This is a genomic window from Pseudoalteromonas sp. APC 3224 (assembly GCF_030407535.1).
Taxonomy (GTDB): Bacteria; Pseudomonadota; Gammaproteobacteria; order Enterobacterales; family Alteromonadaceae; genus Pseudoalteromonas.
In genome coordinates, this window is sequence record NZ_JASDDF010000037.1 from 24,869 (window position 1) to 47,825 (window position 22,957).

The 22,957-nt window shown below is 40.3% G+C and carries 16 protein-coding genes, 4 tRNA genes and 1 pseudogene; 6 read left to right on the forward strand and 15 right to left on the reverse strand.

Annotation, left to right across the window (positions count from 1 at the left end):
- Positions 1-7 precede the first annotated feature (7 nt).
- Both QL989_RS16005 and QL989_RS16010 read right to left on the reverse strand, forming a co-directional pair.
- Positions 8-83: transfer RNA gene (locus QL989_RS16005), tRNA-Glu, on the reverse strand.
- Positions 84-119: 36 nt separating this feature from the next.
- A tRNA-Ala gene (locus QL989_RS16010) sits at positions 120-195 on the reverse strand.
- 766 nt (positions 196-961) lie between these two features.
- Here QL989_RS16010 and QL989_RS16015 point away from each other — a divergent pair.
- The 3 genes from QL989_RS16015 to QL989_RS16025 all read left to right on the forward strand — a co-directional run bounded on the left by QL989_RS16015 (position 962) and on the right by QL989_RS16025 (position 3,198).
- Positions 962-1,037, forward strand: a tRNA-Val gene (locus tag QL989_RS16015).
- 49 nt (positions 1,038-1,086) lie between these two features.
- A tRNA-Val gene (locus QL989_RS16020) sits at positions 1,087-1,162 on the forward strand.
- A gap of 404 nt (positions 1,163-1,566) precedes the next feature.
- Positions 1,567-3,198: a response regulator gene (locus tag QL989_RS16025; RefSeq protein WP_054202497.1), complete on the forward strand. Its 1,632-nt coding sequence runs from the start codon at positions 1,567-1,569 to the stop codon at positions 3,196-3,198.
- A gap of 124 nt (positions 3,199-3,322) precedes the next feature.
- Here QL989_RS16025 and msrB read toward each other — a convergent pair whose 3' ends face one another.
- From msrB to QL989_RS16065, 8 genes and pseudogenes are all read right to left on the reverse strand, one after another.
- Positions 3,323-3,763, reverse strand: a complete 441-nt coding sequence (gene msrB, locus QL989_RS16030) for a peptide-methionine (R)-S-oxide reductase MsrB (protein ID WP_008115220.1) — start codon at positions 3,761-3,763, stop codon at positions 3,323-3,325.
- 82 nt (positions 3,764-3,845) lie between these two features.
- Positions 3,846-4,285 (reverse strand): annotated as a pseudogene (locus tag QL989_RS16035) (hypothetical protein).
- A gap of 8 nt (positions 4,286-4,293) precedes the next feature.
- A complete protein-coding gene (locus QL989_RS16040; protein ID WP_075169557.1) occupies positions 4,294-4,794 on the reverse strand; it encodes a DUF2919 domain-containing protein in 501 nt (166 codons plus the stop codon).
- Entirely contained in the window at positions 4,791-5,135 is a 345-nt protein-coding gene (locus QL989_RS16045; protein WP_008115215.1) for a DUF3392 family protein, read from the reverse strand. Before QL989_RS16045 ends, QL989_RS16040 begins: the two co-directional genes overlap by 4 nt.
- Positions 5,128-7,149, reverse strand: coding sequence for an NAD-dependent DNA ligase LigA (ligA, locus tag QL989_RS16050; RefSeq protein WP_290171112.1), 2,022 nt, complete (start codon positions 7,147-7,149; stop codon positions 5,128-5,130). The genes QL989_RS16045 and ligA overlap by 8 nt, the downstream gene beginning before the upstream one ends.
- A 79-nt stretch (positions 7,150-7,228) precedes the next feature.
- A complete protein-coding gene (gene zipA / locus QL989_RS16055) occupies positions 7,229-7,975 on the reverse strand; it encodes a cell division protein ZipA (protein WP_054202488.1) in 747 nt (248 codons plus the stop codon).
- Positions 7,976-8,048: 73 nt separating this feature from the next.
- The gene (locus QL989_RS16060) at positions 8,049-11,450 is read right to left on the reverse strand and encodes an AAA family ATPase (RefSeq protein ID WP_290171114.1); all 3,402 of its coding nucleotides are present in this window, start codon (positions 11,448-11,450) and stop codon (positions 8,049-8,051) included.
- A gap of 68 nt (positions 11,451-11,518) precedes the next feature.
- The gene (locus QL989_RS16065) at positions 11,519-12,250 is read right to left on the reverse strand and encodes an RNA methyltransferase (RefSeq protein ID WP_290171115.1); all 732 of its coding nucleotides are present in this window, start codon (positions 12,248-12,250) and stop codon (positions 11,519-11,521) included.
- A gap of 174 nt (positions 12,251-12,424) precedes the next feature.
- Here QL989_RS16065 and QL989_RS16070 point away from each other — a divergent pair, with 174 nt between their 5' ends.
- From QL989_RS16070 to QL989_RS16080, 3 genes are read left to right on the forward strand one after another with little or no spacing between them, the layout of a single operon-like run.
- Positions 12,425-13,513 (forward strand): YjgN family protein, encoded by a 1,089-nt coding sequence (locus tag QL989_RS16070; RefSeq protein ID WP_290171118.1) that lies wholly within the window; start codon positions 12,425-12,427, stop codon positions 13,511-13,513.
- Positions 13,513-14,553, forward strand: a complete 1,041-nt coding sequence (locus QL989_RS16075) for a M48 family metallopeptidase (protein ID WP_290171119.1) — start codon at positions 13,513-13,515, stop codon at positions 14,551-14,553. Before QL989_RS16070 ends, QL989_RS16075 begins: the two co-directional genes overlap by 1 nt.
- 35 nt (positions 14,554-14,588) lie before the next feature.
- Entirely contained in the window at positions 14,589-14,840 is a 252-nt protein-coding gene (locus tag QL989_RS16080) for a hypothetical protein (RefSeq protein ID WP_248530201.1), read from the forward strand.
- A 65-nt stretch (positions 14,841-14,905) separates the two neighbouring features.
- Here QL989_RS16080 and speB read toward each other — a convergent pair whose 3' ends face one another.
- The 5 genes from speB to QL989_RS16105 form a co-directional block, all read right to left on the reverse strand.
- Positions 14,906-15,829: an agmatinase gene (gene speB / locus QL989_RS16085; RefSeq protein WP_036982103.1), complete on the reverse strand. Its 924-nt coding sequence runs from the start codon at positions 15,827-15,829 to the stop codon at positions 14,906-14,908.
- A gap of 3 nt (positions 15,830-15,832) precedes the next feature.
- The gene (speA, locus tag QL989_RS16090; RefSeq protein WP_290171121.1) at positions 15,833-17,746 is read right to left on the reverse strand and encodes a biosynthetic arginine decarboxylase; all 1,914 of its coding nucleotides are present in this window, start codon (positions 17,744-17,746) and stop codon (positions 15,833-15,835) included.
- Positions 17,747-17,890: 144 nt separating this feature from the next.
- Entirely contained in the window at positions 17,891-18,349 is a 459-nt protein-coding gene (locus QL989_RS16095; protein WP_290171122.1) for a GNAT family N-acetyltransferase, read from the reverse strand.
- 185 nt (positions 18,350-18,534) lie between these two features.
- On the reverse strand, positions 18,535-20,094 hold the full coding sequence (locus QL989_RS16100; protein ID WP_290171124.1) for a BCCT family transporter: 1,560 nt from the start codon (positions 20,092-20,094) through the stop codon (positions 18,535-18,537).
- A 404-nt stretch (positions 20,095-20,498) separates the two neighbouring features.
- The gene (locus QL989_RS16105; RefSeq protein ID WP_290171125.1) at positions 20,499-22,745 is read right to left on the reverse strand and encodes an EAL domain-containing protein; all 2,247 of its coding nucleotides are present in this window, start codon (positions 22,743-22,745) and stop codon (positions 20,499-20,501) included.
- Positions 22,746-22,957 lie beyond the last annotated feature (212 nt).

The window sequence follows — 22,957 nt, forward strand, 5'->3', positions numbered from 1 at the left end:
AAGTAAGTGGCGTCCCCAAGGGGATTCGAACCCCTGTTACCGCCGTGAAAGGGCGGTGTCCTAGGCCTCTAGACGATGGGGACACAGAAAACTGCTACCCTAGGACAAACACTAAAAATTGGTGGAGCTATGCGGGATCGAACCGCAGACCTCTTCGCTGCCAGCGAAGCGCTCTCCCAGCTGAGCTATAGCCCCAACTTATTCAATACGCTCGGTGATAACCACGTCGTGTATCGCTTAGTGCGGGGCGCATTCTATGCACCCCCCAAAATAAAGTCAACAGTTTTTTGTGCGACATTATTTAAATGGTTTAATTTTCAACAAACTGGCTATCATACATGCTAAAAAGTAGATTTTCATAGTATTTAGTAACCATGAGTTACGTTAAGTGTGCCACATTTGCGTTTGAGTTGAGAATAACGACTTTATAATACTAAAAGTACCTATTCACATCGGACTCAAAAGGTATACATTTATATGCAAATTGAGTTACCACCGCTTTTTGCCTAAAACGGGCCTACTTCCATCATAACCTAGCTGGATTTTATTAAATGCTAATTGTAAAGCTTAACTATGCTAAGCGATAAACAACTTGCTAATTTGAGTGGTTTAAACAATTGAATAATATAGGCAGGATGATCTGAACTAGAAAGTTTAACTTTGATTTCTTGGTTGCAACCCTGGCTCGGTAAATCAATTACCACTAAATTGAATTAATTTTCATCCTTAAAAAGCAACAGAGCCCTATCAAGTGAACATGAATGTAGTTACATTAGCGCCCAGCCATGCATGCTTATTGTTCGTTTTATGTTACCTTGTTGATAAAGTGAACACTATTTGCATTGCATTGATTATAAAAGCTTCATTCAGCACATTTTTATCATTCAAGTGTTGACACATTTACAAGTCTATCTATAATAGCGCCCCACAACAACGCAGCAATGTGGTGTTGTTTAGATGCGGGTGATTAGCTCAGTTGGGAGAGCATCGCCCTTACAAGGCGAGGGTCACTGGTTCAAGTCCAGTATCACCCACCACATATAAAATCTATTATTATGTTAATAGTCATGTGTAAATTTGTAATATGGGTCGTTAGCTCAGTTGGGAGAGCATCGCCCTTACAAGGCGAGGGTCACTGGTTCAAGTCCAGTACGACCCACCATTCTTTGAATGGTGCATATTACAAAAATCTAAATCCTCCAGTACCACCTTCCATTTTAATATTCATTATCGTCCACTCTTTTAGTTCAAGTTCAGTATTAATTACCATTTAGAAATTCGTTACCAAGTAATTCTTCGGTTTCAAAAAATCAGTATTCCAATCACATACCAAAAATTTATCTTTCGAGTTTTATTATCTCCAAAATCATTTTGTTTAAACTTACTTTATTACGCGTGCTATTCATTTACTTTAAATGGGTTTTTAGCTATTTTAAGGTAAAAATATAAACCTTTAGAATTAATTTGCTTAATAAGCTCTCATCTTCGAGGCGAATCTTTAAATTACCTTGTAAGCGTCTAAACTGTTGATTATAGTCTGTGTTAAATTCAATTACGCTTAAGCCAATGTCTAAAAATATTTTCAATGAAGCAAAAATACTGATTGTAGAAGAGCAGCCACTTGCTCAAAGCTACATGAAACAGTCGCTCGAAAAAATTGGCTTTGGACATATGCGTTTTGCAGATCATGCTCTAGCGGCAAAAGAACAATGCTTACATGAAGAATTTGACTTGGTAATTTGCTCTTTTAATCTAAGCAAACGCCAAGATGGCTACCAGCTTTATGAAGAATTACGCGCTAAAGCATTAATAAAACACTCTACTGGGTTTATTTTTACATCTGCGGAAACTAGCGGAGAGTTAGTTCACAGTGTATTAGAACTTCAACCCGATGACTTTTTAGTAAAACCCTTCTCTGTACAAGAGTTAAGAGTGCGCATAGAGCGTATTCTCAAACGTAAAAGCGACTTAAAAGCTATATACACTTTAATTGATGACGATAACCAGTCTAAAGCATTGAAACAAATTAATGCCCAACTCGATAAAAGTAATAAATACAGCCCTATTCTACTTAGATTAAAAGGCAATATTTTACTGGCGCTAAAACAAAACCAAGAAGCGAAAGATTTTTTTAAGTCAGTTTTGAATATGCAAAAGTTTGCATGGGCAAAAGTAGGATTGGTAGAAGCCTTAATTGCTAACAATGAGCATATTTTAGCTCAACGCATGCTTAAAACAATGCTTGAACGAAATGAGACTCGACTTATAGCCTTAGACTTATTAGGGCGTTTAGAAATAAAACTAAACCAATTTGATTTAGCCCAAGACTTTTTAAGCCAAGCGGCACACATTGCTCCACGTAATATAGACCGTCAAAAATCACTGAACAGCGTATCGCTCATTAATAGAGATTATGAAACCAGCTACTTAACTCAAAAAGATATTGCCACTTATGCTAAGTACTCTATGCATGATAGCCCAGACATTTATTTAAATGCTGCTCGTGCTGGGATTGATTTTGCATTGACCACAGATCAAACCGACCAAATAAACAGGATCTCTCGTCAAACAAATAAATATATTAATGAGTTAAAAACACAATTCCCAACCAGTAATGCGCAAACTCAAATCGATGTGCTCAATGCACGCCTTTATTATTTAAAAGATGAACATAAAAAAGCGAAACAGCTCATTGAGCAACTTGATGACAGCGATACTCAAATACGTTCAGTAGATGGTGCCCTAGACAAAGCAAAAGCACTGCATGAATTAGGTTTTCACCAAAAGGCGCAAGCGCTATTTAGTCAAATAATTGATCATTGCGAACGTCACCCAAGTAGAAGCGATGCTACTTACTTGCGTTATATACAGCAACAGCAAAGTGAAAGACGTGATATTAAAATGGGGCCGAAAGAGCTCAATAATCATGCTGTTAAGCAGTTTGAGCGCGGCCAATTAAATGTTGCCTTAGAGGCATTCAGCCAAGCATTTAGAGTCATGCCACACAATCCAAGTATTGCGCTTAATTTATTGCAATGTTTAGTGGATAAGTCAAAAAAACATGGTGACTCTTTCAATAGTCTATTGGCCCAAAAGTGCTTTAAACTATTAAAAAAATCCCCCTTAGCAGAAGAGCAATCAGAGCGGTTCGATAAACTACTTCAGATTGCTAAAGAAATGAAACTAGAGATTAGTTAGAGCCTGTTTGGCATTAATGCTACGTTATCGCCTATTTATGGTGAGTAACCACACCATATAGGCGCTGCCTTGCCTAAATCCCAAACAGACCGCTGCAAATTTAACCTTGAAAGGTCAACAGGCCCTAGAGCTTTTTCATTGCCAGTGCGTTTACACAGTAGCGTAAACCCGTAGGAAGTGGCCCATCAGGGAAAATATGCCCTAAATGCGCATCACACACATTACAAACAACTTCAACTCGCTCCATGCCATGACTATTATCCATGACATAACCAATCGCTTCCTCAGTTGCCGGTTGGGTAAATGAAGGCCAGCCGGTGCCACTATCAAACTTTTCATCTGCATCAAATAGTAAGTTGTCACAACAAACACACACATACTTACCTGGCTCTAACAAGGTACAACTACTCGAACTATTTGGTCGTTCAGTTCCCTTTTTACGGGTCACATAATATTGCTCTTCGTTTAACAGTTCGCGCCATTGCTGATCTGTTTTAACCACTTTTCGAACCGGTGTTGGATTGCCATGGTTGGCAAAATTAACAATATCGTTCCACTTCAACATAACAACCTCATTACGTTATTAATTTAACTAGCAATCATTTACTTGTATTCTGGTACGCCTGTGGCTAATACCACGATCAACGCTATCTAAAGACTATAGTGTGCTTTTCTGTTGCTGTAAGTATACGGCTTACATAGGCATGCAATTGGGCTTGACTGCCAGGAATGCTCACGCTTAATTGCCGGTCATTATTACTGTGCACTATTAGTTCATCGTTTCTTATTTCTATCGACTCAATATTACTGATGACTAACCAATGCGGGCCATTTTTTTATCAAACAGCCCTGTTAAACTAAAAACAAATAAGTGCTGCGCATCGCGTTGAATAAAATTACGCAGCGGATTGCGCATTTTAAACAACGGCGTTAATCGGTAACAACACGAACAAAACACCACAACCCACATTACTAAGGCAGCTTTAAACCAAAGGTGTTCCCCTAAAGAAAAAAAGTAGCCACTCGCTATAATAATGAGCCCTATTAAAGCGATTACTAATGCTATTTTTTTATTGATACTATGCATAAGCCCTCTTACTTTTTATCAGTTGCTTTTTCTGTCGGCTCGGGCCAATCACTAAAGAAAACACTTAAGTAACGACTTTTTGCCAAATACCACAACACCCATAATACAATCACCATTTGCACAGCTAAAAACAATGAGAAGCGATAATGGCTATGGGCTGCCTGAATACTCAACCACGACAAATCGATTAATGCACACGCAATCAGCGGCCAACGCATATACCGCCAAATACGCGCCAAGCGTTGTGTTGCTTGATGCGAGTCTCTTGGTCTGCGTAAACAAAATAAAATAGTGGGCACAATGGCTACTGCACCAATCGCTATAGCAATAAAAAAATCATTTTTTGACTTAAAAAACAATGACATTAAATCAAGCTCAGGTCGACGACTCAACGCGGCTATTACCCAAATAAAATAGGCGCGCAATAGTACTAAAATACTCAAGTGAAACGCTAATGGTGTACGATAGCTTCCATATTTATCCCAGTATTCAGGCCCATATCGACTCACAACTGATTTTTCCTATCGGCAATAGTGCCCAAAATAAAAAATGCCACTAATAAGGTAAGCGCTAACCACTTAGTGCCAAAAAACAGTAAAGCTTTAGTTAGCAGTGGGCTTAACCACACCACTAACAAGCCAAAGCCAAACGCAGTTATCAACACAAAACACGCCACCCTAATAATAAAGTGGCGCCTAGCTACGACGCCTTTGGTTAACTTTAAAATGTCATCCGCATACAGCGACACTAAGCACACCATTAAAAGCAGTGATAAATGCGGCAAATAGCCCTGTAACCATTGGCCTAGGTCAATTAACAAGGTATTAAGTATATTTGTAAAACTAGCCATTATGAGTCTCTAACAAAGTAATTAAATCATCCTCTGTCAGTATTTCTATACCAAGCTCTTGCGCTTTGGTGAGCTTAGAGCCGGCCTTTTCGCCCGCCACTAAGGCATCTGTTTTTGCTGAAACACTGCCAGAAACCTTGGCGCCTAATTGTTGTAGGCGCGCTTTTGCATCATTACGATTAAGCGTATTAAGCGTCCCAGTTAGCACATAAGTTAAACCCGCTAGCGGCTGTTCTTGCTCTGATGGCGCTGTTAACTGTGGCCAGTTTACTCCTTGCGCTATTAATTCGTTTACCACTGTCAGGTTATGCTCTTCAGTAAAAAAGCCGCGAACATGCTTCGCCACTATTTCACCTACATCGCTTACTTCTATTAGTTGTTCAATGCTGGCATCAATCACGTTTTCAAGCGTTAAAAAATGATTAGCCAAATTCTGAGCTGTGGCCTCACCGACTTCACGAATACCCAGTGAATATAAAAACTTTGCTAAGGTAGTGGTTTTAGCGTCATCAAGCGCCGCAACTAAGTTTTTTGCTGATTTTGGTCCCATTCGTTCAAGTGATTCAAAATGTCCCTGCTTTAAAATAAATAAATCAGCAGGGGTTTTGATCAGCTCTCGGTCAACTAATTGATCAACAATTTTGTCGCCTAAGCCGTCAATATCTAAAGCCTTGCGTGAAGCAAAATGTTTAATCGCTTGTTTGCGCTGTGCTTGACATACCAAGCCGCCTGTACAACGTGCAACAGCTTCTCCTTCAACCCGCTCAACGTGCGAGTCACAAATTGGGCACATAGTTGGAAATACAATCTCTTTTGCATCGCTTGGGCGTTGCTCAAGTACTACTTGGGTAATTTGTGGGATCACATCCCCAGCGCGGCGAATAATCACAGTATCGCCCACTTTAACGCCTAAACGGGCAATTTCATCAGCATTATGCAGTGTTGCATTCGATACCGTAACACCACCAACAAATACCGGCTCTAGTCGCGCAACAGGGGTAATTGCCCCAGTACGCCCTACTTGAAACTCTACATCTAGCAAGTGTGTTATTTCTTCTTGCGCCGGAAACTTATAAGCAATAGCCCAGCGCGGCGCACGCGCAACAAAGCCTAGGCGCTCTTGTAGGGCTTTTTTATTTACTTTTATTACCACGCCATCTATTTCATATTTTAGCTCGCTACGGCGCGTTAAAATGTCATTATAATAGGCAAGCGCGGCCTTTGGGCCTTCAACTAGTTTTGTTTCTGGACACAGTGGTAATCCCCAGTCGGTAAGCTTGGCAAGTTGCTGGTAATGATCTTCAGGTAAGGTGCCATCTGCGACCAATCCGGTGCTGTAAGCATAAAACATCAGTGGCCGTTTTGCGGTAATTTTTGAGTCGAGCTGGCGTAAACTGCCCGCTGCCGCATTACGTGGATTTACAAAAACTTTGTCACCACGCTTTTCTGCTTCGGCATTAAGCTTGTCAAACCCCGCGCTATCCATAAATACCTCGCCGCGCACTTCAAGTTCACGCGGGTAATCATCACCACGCAACTTTAATGGCACATTGCGAATTGTTTTTACATTTTGGGTAATATTTTCGCCAGTAAAGCCATCGCCACGGGTAGCTGCTTGCACTAATACCCCATCGCGATAAATAATCGATACCGCTAAACCATCCAGTTTAGGCTCACAGCAAAATGTAAGCTCGTCGGTGCTCATTAACCGCTCTTTAATACGACGATTAAAACCACTAAATTCGTCTTCACCAAAAGCGTTATCTAGCGATAGCATAGGCACTTGGTGTGCTACTTGCTCAAACTTGGCAAGCGCCGCCCCACCTACTTTTTGAGTAGGTGAGTCTAAACTTACAAAATTCGGATTCTCGCTCTCCAGCTCGATTAACTGTTTAAATACTCGATCATACTCAGAGTCAGGTATAGTAGGGGCATCCAAAACATAATACTTATAGCTGTGCTCTTCAAGATAGGAGCGAAGTTTTATTATTTTATCACGGATACTGTTTGACATACTGACCTCAAAAAACATAAAAAAAGCCACTTTGACGAGTGAACGCCCAGTGGCTTACAAAATTTAACTTATGCGTATATTACGCAGAAAATGCGCGAACCTGCTCAACATATTGACGAATACGCTCTACCGTCATTTCGTTTCGCTCAGCATCCAAGATTTCAGCTCCAAATTCATCTGCTAGCTTCTTAGCGGCGCTGTGCAGCATATTAAACGCAGCAAGGCCATCGCCATCACATGGTAGAGTCATAAATAAGCTCACGCCTGCGGTACTAAACTGTTCCATATTATCAATATCGAACGTGCCAGGGTTATACATATTTACCAGTCTAAATAACACCGGCCCTTGGCCTGCAGGGTCTAGATGGCGATTAAAAAAGCCTTCTTCTGAATATTTAAAACCTAGCGTGTTAACTGCTGGCAGTAATTTACTGCCTTGCATGGTCAGTCCTTCTGGCATTTGAATATGCACAATCACAAAGTCTGAAACATCTTTAGGGGCGTCTTGTTGTGTATCAACAGCCTCTTCGGTTACGACTTCAAGGTCATCTTCAATAGCTGTATCAGCTGGGCTAACATCTATTTGTGGCTCATCAGCACTGAAGTTTAACTCACTCATTTGTGGCTCTTCTCGTTGCGCTAACGTTGGCTCTTGTGGCTCAGTATGCACAGATGAAGGCTGCTGTTCTTGAACAGGTTCAACTCGCTCGCTTGCAGGGAGTTCAGCATTCTCTTTTTTTCTTACTGACCACAAACCGTGTATTAATAAGCCACCAATGACAAACACACTGATCACAATTAAAACCCATCTTAATTCTTCGGCCATCCCCTCACCTTTTATTATTAATATGCCTAACTGCCATCATTTTACCCAAAACAACTAGCAAATGACTATAAAATTATGCATGTGCAAGTTGCACCGCTTGTTCAATATCTACAGCAACCATGCGCGACACGCCGGGCTCTGCCATGGTTACACCCGTTAATCTACCCGCCATTTCCATTGCAATTTTATTATGGCTTATATAAATAAACTGCACAGATTGTGACATTTCTTCAACCAATCGGCAAAAACGAACCACGTTGGCATCATCCAATGGGGCATCTACCTCGTCCAGCATACAGAATGGAGCTGGATTGAGCCTGAATATAGAAAACACCAATGATAATGCGCTCAGCGCTTTTTCTCCACCACTTAACAAATGAATTGTCGAATTTTTTTTACCCGGAGGTCTTGCCATTATACTAACACCACTCTCGAGTAAATCGTCACTGGTTAATTCTAAGTAAGCACTGCCGCCGCCAAATACTTTTGGAAAAAGCTGACCAAAATCGTGATTCACTTGATCAAAGGTAGACTTAAAGCGCGTTTTAGTTTCACGATCTATTTTATGAATAGCGCCTTCTAAAGCTGTCAATGCCTGGGTTAAATCATCCAGCTGATTATTTAAATAATCACTTCTTTGCTTAGCTTGTTCAAATTCATCAATGGCTGCAAGGTTAACGGCTCCTAATTGCTCAAGCTGATTACTGACTCCAGCAAGTTGATTTTGCGCTGCATTTAATGACAACTCTGCAGGAAGCTCTGCTAAAACCTGTTTTAAATTTTGATTAAGCTCGCTAAGTGGCTCAAGTACCGCTTGCGCTTTTATTAATAGGCTTTGCTCTTCAATACTCAGCTTCTGGTGTTGCTCTTGTAATGCCACCAGCTCAGTTTGTGACGTTTTTAAACTCGCTTGTTTGTTTTGTAATTCTTGTTTTGCTTGAGCTAACTGCTGTTGAATATCCACAAGGGTTTGTTCGCCTTGTTGGTGCTGCACTAATAATTGTTCAATACTTAGTGCAAGCTCTTGCTCAGGAATAAGTAACGCCTCAATTTGCTCTATTAGCTCTTGCGTTCCTTCTACAGCCATTGTTAATGCTTGTTCGGCATGGTTCAACTTGGTTTGACTGAGCTGCCACTCACTACGCACTTTTTGCTCATTAAGGTTTGCCTGATGTGCTTGCGTTTTATACTGTTCAGCATTATTTAAAGCTTGTTTGTAACCTTCATCACGATTTATTCGTGTTCTATCGGCTTGGTTAAGCTCTACAGCTAAGGCCTCTAATTGCTCTGCAAGCTGTTCATTTTTATCAAGCTCTTCACCCAACAATTTGCTTAACTGCTGCTGTTGTTCTAGCAGTGGTTGACGTTGTTGTTGTAATTTCGTCACCTGTTGCTGATGTTGATCAGCTTGCGCTTTGAGCATATCACCACGCGTAGTTGCTACAGCAAGTTGTTGTGCTAATTGGTGAATAGTGTCTTTGCGCTCGTTTTGCTGCTCGGTTATTAATGCAGCTTGCGCTTGATGTTCTTCAAGTGTGGAGTGTGCGTCCGTCAATGCCTGTTGTTGTTGCTCAAGTAAGGTTTCTTGCTGTTTGAGCTTTTTGTGCATTAATAATAAGGAGTTTTCTGCATTTTTTTCGCCACTAAGATGCCAATTTCGACCATGTAACGCTCCTTGCTTGTCCATCACTGCAATATAACTGGCATCGTTAAGATGGTGAGCTTCACCCTCGGCATCATAAGCAATATGGTTTAATAACTCTGGGTAGATACCAGCGCTAATAAAGGCAGCAATACTATTGCTTGCCACAGACTGTGAGGGTATTTGCCACGTGCTATTTTCTGCTTTACCTTGTGATACATGAATATGCTCAAGTGATGACAGCGCCTGCTCTACTAAAAACTCATAACCCGGCTGAACAGTTAACTGCTTGAATAAAGTTAAAGTTTTATCGTTGTTTTTTTCAAGTCCAAGGGTAGTTTTTAGCCCTGCTATACCGGCTTTTAGTTCATTAACTTGCTGAGATAAATGCTGCCATTGCTGCTGAGCTTCATCAAGCTGTTGCTGCTGTATTGCCTGAGCACTTTGACCTCTACTATGAGCAGTTTGCGCGTTAGCCAGCTGCTCTGTTAGCGTTTGTCTGTGCTGCTGTTGCTGAATTAATTGCTGCTCTATCTCACTGCGTTTTAACTCATCTATTTGCTCATCAAGCTGCGTTAGTTGTTGCTTAACATAACTGATTTTCTGCTCTGTATGTTTTACTGCATTTGCATACGCTAACTGCTGATTATTTAATTTTTGATAGTCTTCTGTTAGTGATTGCCACTGTGATGTGTCGGCATTTTTAATCTCCAGCAGCCGATTAACCTCATCGCTAAGCTCTATAACCTGCTCGCTGCACATTAAGCTATGCTCTATAGCCTGTTGCAAGTTGTCATCTAACTCCTGGCAAAGACTTTGTTGCTGCGTTTTGACTTCTTCACTTTGGTTTTTTTGTTGCTCTAGCTTGGCTAAATTTTGTTTCAGTGACAGCGTTTGTTGCTTAATGCTAATCTGCTGCTGTTCACAGCGAGTCAATTCGGTATGCGTATGGTGCTGCTGTTGCTGTGCATCATCGAGTTTATCTTGTTGAGCTTGCACTTGAGCATCAAGGCTTGCCAGCACATCATCATGGCCTGAATGCGCCGTTTTAAAGAAGTTGATTTGGTCATCCAGCTTTTTTATTTGCGCACTTTTATCAAGCTGTTGCTGATGCAGCTTTTGCCATTTTAATACCGCTATTTGCCCCTTTAAAGTGCGCTCTTTGGATTTAAGTTCGCGATATTTTTTAGCCTCAACCGATTGTACCGCCAGTTTATCAAGCTGGTTTTGTAACTCTTGACGAACATCAAGCAGTCGCTCTAGGTTTTCTCGGGTGCTTTTTATGCGTGTTTGCGTTTCGCGGCGGCGCTCTTTGTATTTAGAGACCCCTGCGGCTTCTTCTAAAAAAACACGTAGCTCTTGCGGTTTGCTCTCTATTAAACGTGAGATCATCCCTTGTTCGATAATAGCGTAGCTTCGCGGCCCAAGGCCCGTGCCTAAAAATATGTCGGTAATATCACGTTTTCGGCATTTACTGCCGTTTAAAAAGTACAATGACTGACCATCGCGAGTCACCAAACGCTTAATAGCCACTTGGTTACGATCAGCAAAAGTATTGGGTAACTTACCCTGAGTATTATCAAATATTAATTCAACAGAGGCTTGCGAAATGGGCTTGCGGTTAGTAGAGCCATTAAAAATGACATCGGTCATGGCATCGCCACGTAAATTTTTAGCTGAGCTTTCACCAAGCACCCATCGCACCGCATCAATGACGTTTGATTTGCCACAGCCATTAGGGCCGACAACACACGTCATTTGGTCAGGAAATGGAATTTTAGTGGGCTCTACAAACGATTTAAAGCCCGCTAATTTAATAGTGCTTAAGCGCATTTTATTGTTATTACCGATTTATTATTGTTTTTTACTATAAGTAACTTAACGCATAAATAGCTAAAAAGTTAAGCTTGGCGTTTAAAATTATCTAAAATAATACCCGTGGCCATTGCTACATTAAGCGACTCTGCACCGCCAAAAGCCGGAATGGTTATTTTGTTGCTCACTAATTTTGCACACTGCTCGCGTATTCCATGTGATTCACTGCCCATAAGCAATACACCTTGGCCACTAAATTTAGTGCTATGCACACTTTGGCCATCTAAAAATGCACCATAAATAGGCATATTTAATGTAGATAAGTATTCAGGCAATTCAACTTGGCTTACCGATACGCGAACGAACGATCCCATTGTGGCGCTAATTGTTTTTGGGTTATACGGATCGGCACTGTCAGTGCTAGCAACAATATGTTTTATACCGTACCAATCAGCCACGCGAATGATGGTACCTAAATTCCCAGGATCAGATACGCCATCCAAGGCTAATATTAAACTGTTTTCATCTGGTAATACGGTGCTTGGCATATCAACAATTGCAATAGCCGCATTATTACTTACCAAAGTACTTACCTTTGTTAGCAGCTCTTCATCCGCTGTAATAAAATGCGTTTGAGGGTATGCGCTTTGGTTATTATCAATAAAGCTTTGCGTTGCAAATACATCGTTTACTTTTAATGGGCTATTTAATAACTCCAGTACATTTTTTTCGCCTTGTACTAAGTATTGGTTAAATTGCTTGCGATACTTTTTTTGCCCAAGCTGGCGAATAAGTTTAAGTTGGTTTTTTGAAATCATGACAGCCCCATTAAATTATCTGCACAGTATACCAGAGGTGACTTAAAGTGCAGCCCCATAAACAGTAAAAGCAATAAAAATAGCCTACTTACAATCAGCTAGCTAATTATAAAGATTGTTTTTTTTATCTAAAAAAGGTAAATTTACAAAAAACAACATGGATATATTTTTAAAATGGAACCAGTACACCCAACTTCATCTGAGTCAAATCAAACACCCCCTGCTATTTTTAGCGGTAAAGTACAATTTAGCGGCAAAGCCGGCGAATTTTTTGGTATATGGATTGTTAATATACTGCTGAGTATTATTACTCTCGGAATTTATTCGGCATGGGCAAAAGTTCGCACCTATCGTTATTTTTACGGTCATACGCGTATCGACGGCCATAGCTTTGACTATCTAGCGACCCCAATACAAATTTTAAAAGGACGCATTTTAGCGGTCATCGCATTTTTAATTTACACCTTACTGAGCAGCCTCGCACCGGCGGTAGGCCTTTTATTTGCTATTGGCTTTTTATTTTTATTGCCGTGGATCATCAACCAAGGTCTGCGTTTTAATATGCGTATGACTCGCCATCGTAATGTACGCTTTGCCTTTTCAGGTAATTACGGCGATGCATTTATTAACTTTGTTTTATTGCCTATTGCAAGTGTATTCACCTTACACCTATTGCTGCCGTATGTATTAAAGCGAATTGACCAATATATGCATGAAAACATCAGCTATGGAAATAAACCACTTACAGTAAATCTTCAGGGCGAACGCTATTACATCGCAGCACTTATTACCCTAGGAGTTGCAATAGGTGGCTTAGTTATTTTTGGCTTCTTTGCTGGTGCAAGTGCCTTAACTATCGATAACTTAAACACGCAAAACTTTAGCCTTTCGACAATTGTAGTGCCGCTATTAATTGCTACGTTGTATGTTGCGTTTTTAACACTGGTAGGCGCTGTTTATCATTCGCTTATTAGAAATCATATTTTTAATAACAGTGAATTTACAGAAGTCGCTACCTTTGATTCGAACTTAAAAACCATTGACTATGCCATCTTACTATTTACCAATGTACTGGCAATTATATTTACCTTAGGACTGGCCTACCCTTGGGCTAAAGTACGCAGAGCAAAGCTATTAGCATCAGTTACAGAAGTCACTATTTATAGCGGCGCACTTTCGTTGATTGATGTTGCACAAAATGAGCAGTCATCATTTGCTGAAGAAGCTGCTAATGTGTTTGATATTGATATTTCACTCACCTAATGAGTAATTATCCTATTTTTGGCTGTTATTATTACCCTAATAGCAGCCAACATATTAAAAGCTATGCACACCTTTCTCATGAGCAAATAACACTTGTTGACTCTGAGAATACGACGTTACTTGCATCAAAAATAGACAATTGCCAACTTGATAGCCCGTTACCTGGCACGGCGTCAGAGTTAAATTTTGCTGATGGTGGGCGATTTATTCCTCAAGATGTAGAATTTAGGTGGCCATTCGCGCTTAAAGAGCATGGACTCAGTGAACGCTTAGAAAGAAATAAGATTCTTATTGTTGCATCCGTGCTGCTAATTCCCATATTGCTTTGGTTAATTTTATACCGCTTAATACCATCAGTAGCCGTTTATAGCGTTAACTTAGCACCTGCCTCGACAATTGAAACGATGGGAGAGCAAACGCTCAGTGTGATAGAAAAAGTCGCATTGGAACCTTCTCAACTTTCCACTAATAAGCAATCAGAAATACAGCAACAATGGCGTTTAATGCTTAACTCGCTCAATTTAGACAGTGCAAAGTTTAGGCTCTCTTTTTATCAGTCTGATTATTTTTCAGCTAATGCGTTTGCTCTTCCAAATGGTCAGGTTGTTGTAACTGACGAACTTGTTGAGCTATTAAAAAATGACCCTGATGCCCTGCGTGCTATTTTACTTCATGAAATTGGTCATGTTCAGCACCATCACAGCATTCGCCTTGCAGCACAAGCTGCAGCGAGCACCGTTGTATTTGCAGTTATTTTTGGTGACTTAGAAGGTATATTAGAGGTCGTGCTTGGCTCTGGTTCATCTTTTTTGCAACAAGCGTTTTCGCGAGATATGGAACAAGAAGCCGATGTATATGCGATTAAAAACCTTTTAAAATTAGGGTATTCTAACCACGACTTTGCAGATGCAATTGAAGCACTGGAAAATAATTTAAAAGCGCAAGAAGGGACCTATGATGATACTTGGTTAAAGTATTTATCAACGCACCCAAGTTCTCAAGAGCGAATAGAATATGCGAGGCAATATAAACCAGAATGACCCCTGAACTAAATTTGCTCTTATTGGTTATCATTATGATAACGCTTGGCTACGGATTTATTTATCCGCGCTTTGCAGGCAGTAGCTTTAAAAAAGTATCGGTGCAAGATTTATTTGCAACGGGCATTACACTATTAATTGCATCTAGCCTTTATTACAACTCGGGCGTGCAATTTAGCTGGTTAGTATTTGAAGTTAATTGGTTTTGGTTTACTTTTTTAACTTACGTCATAATCGAAATCCCGGTGTTTTTTATTTATGCTAAAAAGCACAATATGCAGTTTTAATAGTACTTTTATTTTTATACAAAAAAAGCGCCTAATTGGCGCTTTTTAAGCTACATTAACACAAATTAATATTTATGCTTAAGTGCCCACAAATGCAGTAATTCACTGGCAATCGTTGCAGCGGCAATAGCGGTAAGCTCACTTTGGTCGTACGACGGGGATACTTCAACCACATCCATTCCCACCATATTAATGCCTTTAAGTGCGCGTAAAATTTTAAGCACTTTATCAGAGGTTAAGCCACCACACACTGGTGTGCCCGTGCCTGGTGCAAAGGCAGGGTCTAAACAATCTATATCAAAGGTTAAATAAACCGGCAAATCGCCCACTCGCTCAATAATCTGAGCTGCAATATCATTCGCATGCAGATCATTGGCTTGCATGGCATCAATCACTGCAAACTCATGCTTGCTTTGATCAAAGTCGGTACGAATGCCTAGCTGAATACTGTGATTAACATCAATTAACCCTTCCATTGGCGCATGATAAAACATGGTACCGTGATCAAAACGCGAACCGTTACTATAAGTATCAGTATGCGCATCGAAGTGAACTAATGCCATTTTGCCATGAATTTTTGCATGTGCGCGCAATAGTGGTAACGTTACGAAATGATCGCCGCCCAAGCCTAATAATGTTTTACCTTGGCGAAGTATTTGCTCTGCCGCCATTTCTAATTGCGCGGTAAAATATTCAGGATCCCCCACCGGATAAGTAAAGTCGCCAGCATCCGCCACGGTTAAGCGCTCAAACAATGGAAATGTCCATGGGTATTTTGTATCTTCCCATGCTAGATGTACCGATGCTCTGCGAATAGCATCAGGTCCTAAGCGGGCACCAGGGCGCCCTGAAGTGGCCAAATCAAACGGTAAACCCAGTACTACTACATCGGCTTCAATCGCGTTAATGTTTTGTACCATAGGACGACGTAAAAACGTCATCCCATTTGAGTACAATGAGTGGTCAACACAACCAAACAAGCTAGACATTGCTTATAACTCTTCTAAATAAGTGTAGCCATCAAGGCCGCTTTGCAACTCGTCTAAAACGCTTTGCTGTTCATCTGGTGCAATTTTTGCGCTCACTAACTGCGCATATGACTGCTGAAAACCTTCAACATCTAAATGTACATAACGCATCATATCAGCCACAGTATCACCATGATTAATTTCTGTAATACTAGCAACACCTTGCTCATCCATATTGACAATAGCACTATGTGTATCACCAAATAAGTTATGCATATCGCCTAAAATTTCTTGATAGGCACCTACTAAGAAAAATCCCATTAAATAAGGTTTATCTGCTGTAAACTCAGGTACTGGCAACGTACTTTCAATGCCTTGACCATCTACATAATGCTCTAATGCGCCATCTGAATCACAGGTGATATCTAGTAACACAGCCCGTTTTTGTGGAGCTTGCGTTAAACCACTTAATGGCAATACCGGAAACACTTGGTCAATACCCCACGCGTCAGGCAATGACTGAAACAATGAGAAATTGACAAAAAACTTGTCCGCTAAACGCGCATTCAGATCATCTATAATCGGTCGATGAAAACGGTTTTTGTTATCCATTAATTTATTAAGTTCATAACACACGCGTAAGTTTATTTGCTCTGCCCATGCACGCTGAGTTAAATCTAATAATCCCATCGCAAACTGGCTATGCGCTTCAGCTAAATCACCTTGGCTGTCGTGAAAAATCTCAATTAATGCACGGTCATCAGTAAGCACATGTAATTGTTGCCATGAAATCCACATATTTTTAAGTAACTGCGGCGCATCATCTGCTGGCGCTTCTATTTCTTCTGGTGCATATGTTTCGGTGCCAATTACATTGGAAATAAGCACTGCATGGTGCGCCGTTAATGCTCTTCCCGACTCTGAAATAATGGTAGGAAAAGGCTGTTCATACTGCTTACAAATATCACCGATGGTGTACACAATATTATTTGCGTATTCGGCCAAGCTATAATTCATTGAGTTGTGTGATTGACTGCGCGTGCCATCATAATCAACCGCTAGACCGCCGCCTACATCAAGGCACTCTATTTGTGCACCCAACTTGCGTAGTTCACAATAAAAACGCGCAGCTTCACTTACACCTAAGCGTACATCACGAATATTGGCCATTTGCGACCCTAAGTGAAAATGCACAAGCTGTACTAGATCAAGCTGATCAGTTTCTTTTAAACGGTTTACTACATACAGCACTTGCGAAGCAGATAACCCAAACTTAGATTTATCACCGCCACTGGCCTGCCATTTACCTTTGCCTTGCGAGGCTAAACGCACACGAATACCAATACGCGGTTTTACGTTAAGTTCTTTGGCTTGGCTAAGCACCATGTCCAGCTCAGACAATTTCTCAAGTACGATATATACTTTATGGCCCAGCTTTTCGCCAATCAGCGCTAAGCGCACATATTCTTTATCTTTGTAGCCATTACATACAATCACCGCACTGGTTTTTTCTGCCAGTGCTAATACGGTTAATAACTCTGGCTTGCTGCCTGCTTCTAAACCTAGCTGTTTTTTTTCTACTTGTGCTTGGCTGGCAACAATTTCTTCAACGACTTCGCGTTGTTGATTTACTTTAATTGGATAAACTAATAAATAGTCTTTTGGATACCCATAGCTTTCTATTGCGGTATTAAATGCGCCACATAAGCTATGCACACGATGGTGTAAAATTTGTGGAAAGCGAACGAGTGCTGGCAAACTTAAACCTTTGTCTTCAAGCTGCTTAGCAATGTCTGTTAGTGCAATGGTTTGCTGTGGGGCATCAGCCTTGGGCGCAACATACACATCACCTTGATCATTAATACCAAAAAAACCTTGGCTCCAATGACGAACGTTATAGCTCGTACGAGCTTGTTCAAGTGATGTTGTCTCTTTCATTTATCTTTCTCTTTTATTTATGAATGCCAAACCGGCTAGTTGAGGCGCATTAAAAGAAAAATAGTGATTCATGTCCAACAAGTATTTCTACTCGTAACGAGTTAGGATTGAAATTGATAAATGAAAGCTTCAAAAAAAGTAGTATTAGCTGAGCGCAAGCTCCATAAATAAGCTATTCGGGTTTTCTGTGTATTCACCAAAAGGGGCACATTGCACAAACCCTAAATTCTCATAAAGATGGATTGATTGTATTTGCTTTGGTCCTGTTTCTAGTTTTATGATTGGGATTTCTTCTTCGCCAGCATAGTGCAATAAAATTTGCATAATACGCCGTGACAAGCCTTTTCCGCGATAGCTAGGTTTTACGTAAAGCCGTCTAATTTCGCCATACCAGCTACCATCAAATTGCTTTACTATTGCGCCACAGGCAACTATTCCGTCTTGATTTTTTAACCCTACAGCGTAAACGCTCGGTTGACCAAGCTCATTAACTGTAAGCGCTTGTGAAGTTGCTACAGGATATAATGAGCTAATAAGTCGATCTATGTCAGCAAATACGTTGATCACATCCTGATCACTAGGGTCTAAGTCGACTAACTGCATGGTTTATCTCAAGGTTATGCTTAAATATATTTAAACTATACCGTATCGATAGGAATGAACAACCTACTTAGGCTAAGTTATTTTTAGTGGGTTAGTTTTTTGCTAGGATAATAAATAGCTCAATAACAAGGTGAGAATATGATGTACCCAGAAAAAGAGCGCTTATTAGCGCTCTTTATCAATTATTAAAGCCCTTGTTCATCCGCCATTTTTTTAACTATTTGTGGTGCCGTCCACAGTGACGGTAGCAACACAAATGACACAGGCACCGCAGTGACCACAATAAATGACTGCAAGGCTGAAATTCCGCCCTCGCCTATAGAAATAAGCAACGCTGCCATCACCCCCATCATAATCCCCCAAAACACTCGAATAGAGGTTTGTGGGTGATCGGTACCCGTCATTACCATAGATACCGAGTACGTCATTGAATCACCTGTTGTTGCCACAAAAATAGTGGTCAGTACTAAAAATAACACCGACACAACAAATCCCATAGGTAACTGCTCAGTGATGGCTAACAATGCCGCTGGCAAATTAAGCCCAGCAAAAGGCTCTGATATAACGCCAGGATTATTTAATTCAAAAAAGATGCCTGAGCCGCCAACAATAGTAAACCAAAAACACGTGATCACAGGGGCAACCACAGAAATAAGTAAAATCATTTCACGAATAGTACGTCCACGGGATATACGTGCAACGAACATAGCCATTAATGGGCCATAACCTAAAAACCAGCCCCAAAAGAATACAGTCCACCAGTCTAGCCACGGTTTATCGGCACGAAATGTAGCCATAGGAATAAAGTTATCTAAATACAAACCAAAGGAATGAATGTAACTGTCGATAATAAACGCAGTTGGCCCCATTAGTAATATAAACAACATCAGCAACACTGCCAGTACAACATTAAAACGGCTTAGTAGCTGAATACCTTTGGTAACCCCACTTACCGCTGAAAGTGTGTAAATTCCAATTAAGCTAAATAAAATAACCACCTGCGTGGTGTAGGTATCAGGAATGGCAAACAACTTTTCTAGACCAAAACTCACTTGTAAACCTAAAAAACCAATAGGACCAACAGTGCCTGCAACCACAGCGAGTACACAACATGCATCAACAATAGTACCAAGCGCACCTTTCATTGCGCGATCGCCAAATACGGGGTAAAGCAAAGTGCGCGGTTTAAGCGGTAAGCCTTTTTCGTAATGGAGATGCATATAAACAATACCGGTCAAACTACCTAAAATAGCCCAGGCTAAAAAACCCCAGTGCATAAAGCTTTGTGCAAGGGCGTTATAGGCGGCATCCCTTGTGCCAGTTTCACCACCAAATAACGGGGGCGGAGAAATAAAGTGTGCCATTGGCTCTGCTGCGGCCCAAAATACACCGCCACCTGCAAGCAAAGTGCACATAATTATACTGATCCATTTGAAGGTAGATATTTCAGGTGTTTTTAAACCGCCGAGCACCACTGAACCGGTGCGGCCTACGGCCAAAAATATGCCAATCACAAAGGTTAATAACAGCAGAACTTGCCAAAAGGCGCCAAATATTTTGGTGGAGAAGGCAAAGGCAGAGTTTATCCAATCCGACATCAGTTTTATGTCGTACAGTGCCAGCGCGGCAAATAAAACTAATATACCGCCACTGATTAAAAAAACGGGTATATCAACCCCTTCCAGAAACTTTACTCGGGGAGAGTGTGTTTCACCCGACTTTAAAGCTACTTTCGTGGTATTCATTTATCGCTCCTAATGGTTTTTTACAGTTACCGACATAGCGACATACCATGACATAACCCTAAACCATAGTTACAACGAACGAAAAAGCAACTCAAAAGCAAGTTTCAAGTACCTGTCGTGTTTACGCTTGGATAATGTCACAACAAGTAGACTTATTGCCAATTCCTGACTAGTTTAACGCGTTGAAAACGCTAAACCAATGCCACAGCAATGATTTATGCAACGGTTACAAAATAGTAAAAAACTCATTACACTTAGCTAGCAAATAAACAAAAAGTATACATTTCTGTTTGAGCTAAAACGCAGTAAGTTAGCAAACGTTACTGCCCAATTTGAGGTTAAACAAAGCGACTTATAGATTGGGGTAACTAAACTTGTCGCCTCAGTTAATGATAAACACCAGATTACTGGTGCTCTTTATGCCATTTTAAATAATTGCTGTGTGTTAATGGTTTTGCAAATAAATAACCTTGCACAGCATTTACACCCATCGACTTTAATACATGTAGTTGCTCAGCACTTTCGACCCCCTCGGCTACAATATTAATATCTAAACTATGACCTAAACCAATAATAGACTGAACTATGCTTTGCCCCGATGCGTTATCCAACACTTTATCAATAAAGCTTTTATCTATTTTTAGTTCGTCTATCGGTAAAACACTCAAGTGCTTTAAACACGAGTAGCCGGTACCAAAGTCATCAATTGAAAATACAAATCCCTGCGACTTTAACTCTTTCATTTGCTTTACCGTACTCATTAAATCACCCGCTAACATGGACTCAGTGATCTCTAATTTAATTTGTGAGGGTAATACATCATACGTCTCAATCGCTTTAAACAACTCGCCTTTTAAAGTAGAAGAATTAAACTGACACTGGCTAATGTTAATAGACACATTAAACTGGTTTTTCAGTACGTTATGAGCTCGAAGTGTTTCCAGTAAAATACAAATATCGCGCAATACAATGTTTTGTAACTTTTGAATTAAGCCAAATTGCTCGGCAATCGGAATAAACGAATTAGGAGAGATTAGTCCTTTGGTTGGGTGATTCCATCGTATGAGTGCTTCTGCACCAATAATACTGCCATCAATTGATAATTGAGGCTGAAAGTAAGCACAAAATTCATCACATGCAATCGCTCTGACTATATCTGTTTCAAGCTCAGTTTGATTTTCCAGTAAGGTTTGCAATGCAGGATCGTAAAAGCTACTACTATTTCCACCCTTCATTTTAGAGCGGTACATAGCGGTATCTGCAAATTTTAAAATATTTTCGCTAATGGCATTGGCGTTATTAATTAAACATATACCTATACTGCAGCTAACTTGAAACGCTAAATCCCCTATCTCAAACTTGTCATAAAAAACGCTTTGTACCACTTTAGCCATTAATTCTGATTCAAGACTCGCTTGCTTATGGCTATCTCCTACATTCTCAATGAGTATAATAAATTCATCACCGCCAACACGGGCAAGGGTATCTGTTGGGTTTAAAACACGCGTTAGTCGCTGTGATAGCTCAACCAGTATTTCATCACCGGCATTGTGCCCTAATGAGTCGTTTATACGTTTAAAATTATCTAAATCTAAAAATAAGAGTGCGCCCGTGTGATCAGACTGCTTAATTTGTTCAACATACATACTGAGTTTATCATTGAGCATTCTGCGGTTCGGGAGGTTTGTAAGCGGGTCAAAAAATGCTAACCGTTGCACCTCTTCTTCTGCCGCTTTACGAGTAGAGATATCTCTGGCCATCCATACTACATGTCGCTGAGAGGGATTATTAGGTTGGTAACTTTCAAGCGGGGCTGTTCGTCCTTCAAATGTAAGTTGTTTACCTTTTATATTTAGCTGATACTCAAACACTTGAACTTCATTAGTTTGAAGCGTTTTGGCAATTACCGCCATAATAGGATTAGCATCCTCAGGAGGCATAATATCTCTGACATTTCGATTAATCACATGCTCTTGGCTTAAATATAAACTTTCATTAGTAGTGCCGTAAACGTTGGTATACTCCCCTTCTTCACTCAAAATAAGAGTTAGATCGGGAAGTACTTTTGCGAAGGCTTTAAACTTTTCATTACTTTGCTGTAATTCTGCAAGTAACACTTTTGATTTTAGTGACTCTGTGTGCTTTTCTAAAGCAATACTGGTGAAATCAACAAAAAAGTCTATTAACTCTAAATCTTGAGGTGTCGGTGACTTGGCACTGTCATGATAAATTGCAAAAGTGCCTAATATGTCTGATTGTGTTGAAATAATAGGGGTTGACCAGCACGACCTTAAATCAAAACTCAATGCCAACGCTTTATAGTTTTCCCATAAGGGTGATGTTGCAATATCTGAGGCTATTACTCGCTTTTTTTCATACACAGCAGTACCGCATGAGCCAACACTGGGGCCGATATGTACGCCATTAATTGCCTCACAGTAACCCTTTGCAATATTCGGGGCCGCACTATGAAATAGCTGTTCACCTTTGAGCGTTAATATAGAGCACTTGGCAGAAGGGTCTTCAATTAACTCCTCGATAGATAAACAAATATTTTCAAGTACTTCATCAAGTGGTGCACCCAAGGCTATTTTAGATAATATACTTTGTTGCTGAGAAAGCAGCTTTCTGACTCTCATTATTTCAATCAAGTTATTTCCCTCAACAATCTTCTAAGCTAAATGCGCAGCTATATTCTATATAATAATTTATTATAGTCTTTTGACTATACATAATATTGAAATTAGCATCTATGGTAATTTTGTCTATTGCGCGAGCATTTTATTTAACTAGGGTCTGTTGACCTTTCAAGGTTGAATTTGCAGCAGTCTGTTTGGTATTTAGGCAAGGCAGCGCCTATGTG